Consider the following 250-nt stretch of genomic DNA (forward strand, 5'->3'; position numbering starts at 1 on the left):
GGTGAGCAGCATGGGAAAGAGATTTTCTCCACCAACCAGATCTAGAGCAGGCGAGAGACCAGCTAGAACGCTGAGACACGCCATGTGCCACAAGAAAAGTTTTGATGGAGTATTTCCTCTTGCGTTGTTTTATTCTGTAGGAGCGCAGACGCCTGCGAATCCACCCATCCAGATGTTTCATAGGCTTAGGAAAATCAGCCACTTTAAAGTAGTGGAACCAACCTCTAGAAGCCTGATTAAGTTCTCTAAC

Annotated in this window: 1 protein-coding gene; it reads right to left on the reverse strand. The window is 46.8% G+C overall.

Annotated elements, in window-relative coordinates; all coding sequences use genetic code 11:
* A partial coding sequence (locus L8D11_RS05620; RefSeq protein ID WP_236870673.1) for a group II intron maturase-specific domain-containing protein occupies positions 1–250 on the reverse strand: 250 nt, incomplete at both ends.

Origin of the sequence: Candidatus Bandiella numerosa, from assembly GCF_021811875.1 — a bacterium.
Classification (GTDB): domain Bacteria; phylum Pseudomonadota; class Alphaproteobacteria; order Rickettsiales; family Midichloriaceae; genus Aquirickettsia; species Aquirickettsia numerosa_A.